The sequence below is a fragment of the Chrysanthemum yellows phytoplasma genome (assembly GCF_000803325.1).
Classification (GTDB): Bacteria; Bacillota_I; Bacilli_A; order Acholeplasmatales; family Acholeplasmataceae; genus Phytoplasma; species Phytoplasma asteris.
Genome location: NZ_JSWH01000008.1, coordinates 1 through 6,147 on the forward strand (window position 1 = coordinate 1; position 6,147 = coordinate 6,147).

The following is a 6,147-nucleotide window of genomic DNA, read 5'->3' on the forward strand; positions in this document are numbered from 1 at the left end:
ACATATCTATTATAACATAAAAAAAATAAGGGTGGGTTTTTGACGCTCAAACTTTATTAATTTAATAACAATTTAATACTCTAAATCTTAAAAATAACTCTATAATAACCCTATATTTATCAAAAATACTAATAAAATAATAAAAAAGTTCAATAATGACATTATTTTTGACGTTTTTTACGCAAAAAAATTAATAAATTGCAATTCAATAAATAATTAAAAATATTGAACTTATTTTTGAATAATTTTTATTTTGTTTTTCGTTGGAATGCAAAAAAACCCAAACTAAGTAAATAGTTTGGGTATAAAATATGCATTCTTTACTGGGGGCGAATTATTGGAGCGTTTTAAGTTACTAAAAAACATCACAAATTTAATATAATATTTTTTCATTTAATTAATAAAATTTTGTCATCAGGTTTAAGGATTTGAGTGCAATATTGGCATTTTCCTTCATATGGATATGTTTCTGTAGGTTTATCATTTTTTTCGCTTTGTTTGTAAATTATTTCTATTTTAACTTGATCTACTTCATTGTCTAAATATTTTATTATTCTATCTGGGTCAAATTTCATAGTTGTTGAAATTAATTTTTCATTTTCATAGTATTCATTTTTACATTCGTTGCCGCTATAATAATAAGTAGTAATTATTTTATTAGGTTTGCCATTTGAAAATGTTTCTGTTATTTCTTGTTTCTTTAATTTTGATTCAACATATTTTGTGATATCTTGGGAATTTGAGGAAAAATTTGTATCTTCAAAAGATAATAATGAAATATTTTTTTGGCAATTAGGTATATTTGTGGAAGGATTATATTCTTTATCTGCTTTTATTGTAAATAAACTATTAAGAATTATTATACCTTCTTTGGGGTAAACAGTTTGGATAAGCATTTTATTTTCGGGGTTGAATTCCTCAATAACTCCATCAGGAAAAATAATATGTGTAATTTGATTTTTTTCATTGGTTATTTTTTGGGCTTGATTTAGTCCAGGGTAATCAGAGTTATTTATACGTAGGATTTCTTGCTTAAGGAGATTGTTTGTGCAATTCAAAATAATTTTTCGATTTTGCAAAATCCTTTTATTAATCATTATTTTTTTGTTAGTTAAGGGCGGATTTATGGGTTCTATTTCATCAATAGTTCCTTCTGAAATCATCTTATATATTTTACCATCTTCATTAAAAAGTAAAAGTTGTTCAATATAATTAGAAGGAATACGAGAATCCTCATATGTTTCTAAAACTTTTTTTCTTTTTTTGGTTTCTGGATTATATTCAACATAGCCGCCTTTAGGGTAAGTTATTTTATATATTTGTCCCTTATCATTTTTATGAATTTGTCCACTCATTTTAGCTAAAGGATCAAAATCAGCAATTTAATTTGCATCATGATAACATGTTTTTTGATTTCTTTTATTATATTCACGAATAAAAAGCAAAGTAATTATGGCAATAAAAATAATTATAACAAAAGTATATATAATATATGAAGATTTAATTTGTTTCATTTTTTTACTCCTTTTTAAATTCGGTTATTATCTCAAAATATTCACTCTATAATAATTTATAGTTTTGAAAATAAATCAATCAAATAATTATCCAGTTTACAACACAAATATAATCTCCCATAAATTTTTTATACATTATCGCAATTAATTATTCTTATTATAACATATCACCTAAAACCAACAACACCAATAAAAAATATTGAAATAATAAAATAATAACTTACAAATAAGGAAAAGACCAACTATTTTTATAGTTGGTCTTTATATTTAATATTAATATTATATCTTATTTTTGAAATTGACTTTGATATAGTTTATAATAAAATCCTTTATAATTTAATAATTCTTGATGTGTTCCTTGTTCAATAATAGCCCCTCTATGAAGCACTAATATCTTATCAGCATTAACAATAGTAGACAATCTATGAGCAATAACAAAAGCAGTTTTATTTTGAATTAACTTTTGAATGGCTTGTTGTAACAAAATTTCAATTCTAGTATCTACATTAGAAGTAGCCTCATCCAAAATTAATATTTTAGGATTACTTAAAATAGTCCTTGCAATAGTAATTAATTGTTTTTCTCCTTGTGATAAGTTATCTGCTTCTTCATTAATTTGCATCTGATAACCATTAGGCTTAGTATTAATAAAATAATTAACTTGAGCTTGTTTGGCTGCTTGTATTACTTCTTCATCAGTTGCATCTTGTTTACCATATTTAATATTTTGCCAAATAGTATCTTTAAAAAACCAAGTATCTTGTAATACCATTCCAAAAATAGTTCTTAAATTATCTTTCTTTAACTCACGAATATCAACTCCATCAACTTTAATAGACCCTGCATTAATATCATAAAAACGCATTAAAAGATTAATTAAAGTAGATTTACCTGAACCTGTAGGACCTACAATAGCTATGGTTTGTCCTGGCTTGGCAACAAAATTAATATTCCTTAATAACATATCTCTTTTATTATAACCAAAAGAAACATTTTCAAAAACAACTTCTCCTTGAGGATTGGCAATAACTTGAGGTTTGAGCACTTCAGGAGCTTCTTCAATTTCATTTAAAAAAGCAAATACTCTTCTAGAAGCAGCATTAGCAGATTGTAATAAAACTGACATATGACCTATTTCAATAATGGGATTCCCTAAACGCCACACAAATTGTAAAAAACATCTAAAAAGTCCTATTCCAATAACTCCTACTCCTAATTTAGTTAAAAAAAGAGATATATTATGTCCTTCAATCAAAAAAAATCCCATCATACTAACTGCAATTAAAGTAAAATGAGTAAATAAACATACAATTGGCGAAGTTAATCCAGACAAAAAATTAGATTTAAAAACTAACTTTTCTAAATACTTACTTTGATAACTAAACTCTTCAATAACTGTATTTTGTTGATTATATAAAATAATTTCTTTATATCCAGTATATTTTTCTTGTAAAAAACCATGATGATTCCCTGATGCATCAAACCTTTGAATAAAGATTTTCTGTGATTTAGTAAACACTTTATAAATAGCATAAAAGGAAAAAGGAATCATCATAAAGACAATAATACCTAAAAAAAGATGTAAAACAAACATAAAACAAACAATCATTACAATCATTAAAAAAGCAGCTAACATAATAGAAAAAGATTGTTGCAAGGCATTAGAAATAACTTCAATATCATTTGTCATCCGACTCATAATATTTCCTAAAGTATTAGAATCAAAGTATTTAATAGGTAAACGATGAATTTTTTTTTGCACATCTTGACGCAAATCTCTCATCCCTTGATGAATAGATGAAATTAACATTTTATTAAAAAAGACACGACACACAACAACAACAAAATATAAAAATAAATTAATACATAAAATAAAGATAATATAAAACATAATATCATTGCCAAAAAAAGGAACAGAAAAGGAATTTTTATCTTTATAATAATTTTGCATTTTATCAGTAATAAATCTACCTTCAAAATAAAACAAAAAAACATTAAAAAGGGAAGATAAAAAAATTAAGAAAAGCCCTAAATTAATTTGTTTTTTAAAAGGTTTTAAATATCTCAAAATTCTTTTCATACAACAACCTCTAAATTTTGGGATTTGGCAATTTCTTGATAAAGAAGACAATTTTTCATTAATTCTTGATGAGTTCCTATAGCTTTCATTTTTCCTTCTTCTAAAACAATAATTTTATCAGCATTAATAACAGAAGTAATTCTTTGAGCAACAATTAACACTAAGGCTTGATTTTTCATTTCAAAAAAAGCTTTTCTAATTTCATATTCAGTTTTATAATCAAGAGCTGAAAAAGAATCATCAAAAATATAGATATCAGGTTTTTTAAGAAATCCTCTTGCCATAGAAAGCCTTTGTTTTTGTCCCCCTGAAAAATTAGTACCTAATTCACTTACTATTTCATTAAATTTATGATTTTTATTTTGTACAATTTGATAAGCTTGAGCAAGTTGCAATGCTTCTGTCATTTGATTTTCTTGAGGGTTTTGTTTGCCAAAAGCTAAATTACTTCTAATAGTTCCTTTAAATAAAACATTTTTTTGAGAAATAAAACTAATTTTATTACGCAAATAATTAAGATCATATTCTTTAATATCAATATCATTAATTTTAATAGCACCTTCGCACACATCATAAAGGCGAGGAATAAGCCCTATTAGGGTTGATTTTCCTGAACCAGTAGCACCTACAAAAGCTACAATTTGTCCTTGTTTCATACTAAAATTAATCTTTTCTAACATGGGTTGTGTAGCATCAGGATAAGTAAAAGTGACATTTTCAAAAGACAAAGTTTGAAAAGGCATTTGCGGTTTTAAAGGTTTACAAACATTTTTAATTTTAGGGGTAATATTTAAAACATTTTCAATTCTTCTAACAGATACCAAAGTTTTAGGAAACATCATAAAGAGTAATAAAAAATCTAAAATAGCAAATAAAACATGAAATTGATAATCAATACATGAAAGAAGTTTCCCCGTAGTAAAATCAGGATGACTTTGAGTTAAATAATATACTCCTACTCCAACATTAATCAAAATAGAACAATTTAAAAACAAATAAAAGATAGGATCAATAGAAACCATAAAATTAAATAATTTAATAGAAAAAAAACTATATTTATGATTTACTTTAGAAAAACGAGAAGTTTCATATTGACTTTGGCGAAAAGCACGAATAGATTTAATCCCAATTAAATTTTCGCGAGTAATAACATTTAATTCATCTAATTTTTTTTGTTGTTGCTGTGATAAAATATAAGATTTTTTAAGAATAATAAATAAGGTTAAAACTAAAAAAGGAGCAACAAAAAGGATTCCTAAAAGCAAAAAAGAAGCTACATAAAAAATAGCAACAACACTAACTACAAGCATAATAGGAGACACAACAGCAGTACGGTAAAAAACAGAAATGAAATTCATTACTTGAAAAACATCCAAAGTAGTATAGTTAAGGATAGAAGAAATTCCTAATTGTTTCATCTCAGTGGGCGAAAAAGTTTGTACTTTTTTAAAAATATCGACGCTTAAATCTTGAAAAAGCAAGGATGATACTTTGGAAGCACAATAATTAAGAATTAGATTTCCTATAAAACCACAACAAGCACATAAAGCTAAAAGCCCTAAAAGTGCGAAAGGATCAATTTGATTTTTATTATAATCAATAATAAATTTACCAATTATAAAAGGAATTCCCAATTCACTACAACAAACAAACAAAACAGCAATTAAATTTAATAACAGCAACATTTTGTATTTGAATAAATATTTCCAAATAATTTTCATTAGTCTAAACTCACAATTCCTTTGTTTATATGGTTAATTTTTTTGTTGCAATTTCTTTCAAGTAATAATGGTAAAAAATAAGGATAAAAAGGGTGAAAATATAATTAAAATAATAAAACGTAATAAAAAAAAGACTATTAAAAATAGTCTCTTATAATTGTTTTAATAACAACTAAATAATATTTATTGTTAATACTAACTTGCAATTACTTATTTGATTTTAAAATATCTTTAATTTCTTCTAATAAAGCAATTTCTTTATCAAGACTTTGTTGTAAAAGTAACATATTCTTATCGACTTTATCCTTTTGCAAAGGATTTTTCCATGACATTAAAGTTAAAATAGTATAAATAATAAAAGAAAGCAACAAAAACTCTAAAATAGTTTGCAAAAAATTACCATAACCAAGATAAGTATTAGCTTTAATTTCCAATTTCAAATCTTTTAAAGCCCCAGTATAATTAAACAACAAAGAAAAAAGAGGCATAATAATATCTGCTACCAAAGAACTTACAATTTTGGTAAAAAGTTGTCCTATTACAAATGCAACAGCTAAATTAATGACATTACCACGAGCAATAAAAGCTTTAAAACCTTTAGCAAATTGCAAAGATTTAGAGGTAAAATTATAATTTTCTATCATTTAAAAACTCCTTTTTAATAAAAAATTAAAGATAAGTTTTGTAATTATTTTAGTTATTGTATCAAAATAAAGGAATAACAAAAGTCAAAAAAGGATTCAAAACTCTTTAAAATTTTAGATTTTAATATTTTTATAAAACAATTTTAATAAATAACAAATATGAAAAAATAATTTGAAAAATCAAAAAT

Annotated in this window: 5 protein-coding genes; all 5 read right to left on the bottom strand. The window is 24.5% G+C overall.

Features of this window, described 5'->3' with window-relative positions:
- Positions 1-389 precede the first annotated feature (389 nt).
- The 5 genes from OL66_RS00075 to mscL all read right to left on the bottom strand — a co-directional run bounded on the left by OL66_RS00075 (position 390) and on the right by mscL (position 5,959).
- The gene (locus tag OL66_RS00075) at positions 390-1,355 is read right to left on the bottom strand and encodes a hypothetical protein (RefSeq protein ID WP_034171972.1); all 966 of its coding nucleotides are present in this window, start codon (positions 1,353-1,355) and stop codon (positions 390-392) included.
- A gap of 27 nt (positions 1,356-1,382) precedes the next feature.
- Positions 1,383-1,514, bottom strand: a complete 132-nt coding sequence (locus OL66_RS04455) for a hypothetical protein (protein WP_274518114.1) — start codon at positions 1,512-1,514, stop codon at positions 1,383-1,385.
- Positions 1,515-1,800: 286 nt separating this feature from the next.
- Positions 1,801-3,594, bottom strand: coding sequence for an ABC transporter ATP-binding protein (locus OL66_RS00080; RefSeq protein WP_034171973.1), 1,794 nt, complete (start codon positions 3,592-3,594; stop codon positions 1,801-1,803).
- Positions 3,591-5,315, bottom strand: a complete 1,725-nt coding sequence (locus OL66_RS00085; protein ID WP_011160434.1) for an ABC transporter ATP-binding protein — start codon at positions 5,313-5,315, stop codon at positions 3,591-3,593. Before OL66_RS00085 ends, OL66_RS00080 begins: the two co-directional genes overlap by 4 nt.
- A 206-nt stretch (positions 5,316-5,521) precedes the next feature.
- Positions 5,522-5,959 (bottom strand): large conductance mechanosensitive channel protein MscL, encoded by a 438-nt coding sequence (gene mscL, locus OL66_RS00090; RefSeq protein ID WP_173401676.1) that lies wholly within the window; start codon positions 5,957-5,959, stop codon positions 5,522-5,524.
- Positions 5,960-6,147 lie beyond the last annotated feature (188 nt).

Coding starts and splice junctions, on each gene's coding strand:
- OL66_RS00075 (WP_034171972.1), bottom strand. CDS start 1,355: ATGAGTGGACAAATTCATAAAAATGATAAGGGACAAATATATAAAATA.
- OL66_RS04455 (WP_274518114.1), bottom strand. CDS start 1,514: ATGAAACAAATTAAATCTTCATATATTATATATACTTTTGTTATAATT.
- OL66_RS00080 (WP_034171973.1), bottom strand. CDS start 3,594: ATGAAAAGAATTTTGAGATATTTAAAACCTTTTAAAAAACAAATTAAT.
- OL66_RS00085 (WP_011160434.1), bottom strand. CDS start 5,315: ATGAAAATTATTTGGAAATATTTATTCAAATACAAAATGTTGCTGTTA.
- mscL (WP_173401676.1), bottom strand. CDS start 5,959: ATGATAGAAAATTATAATTTTACCTCTAAATCTTTGCAATTTGCTAAA.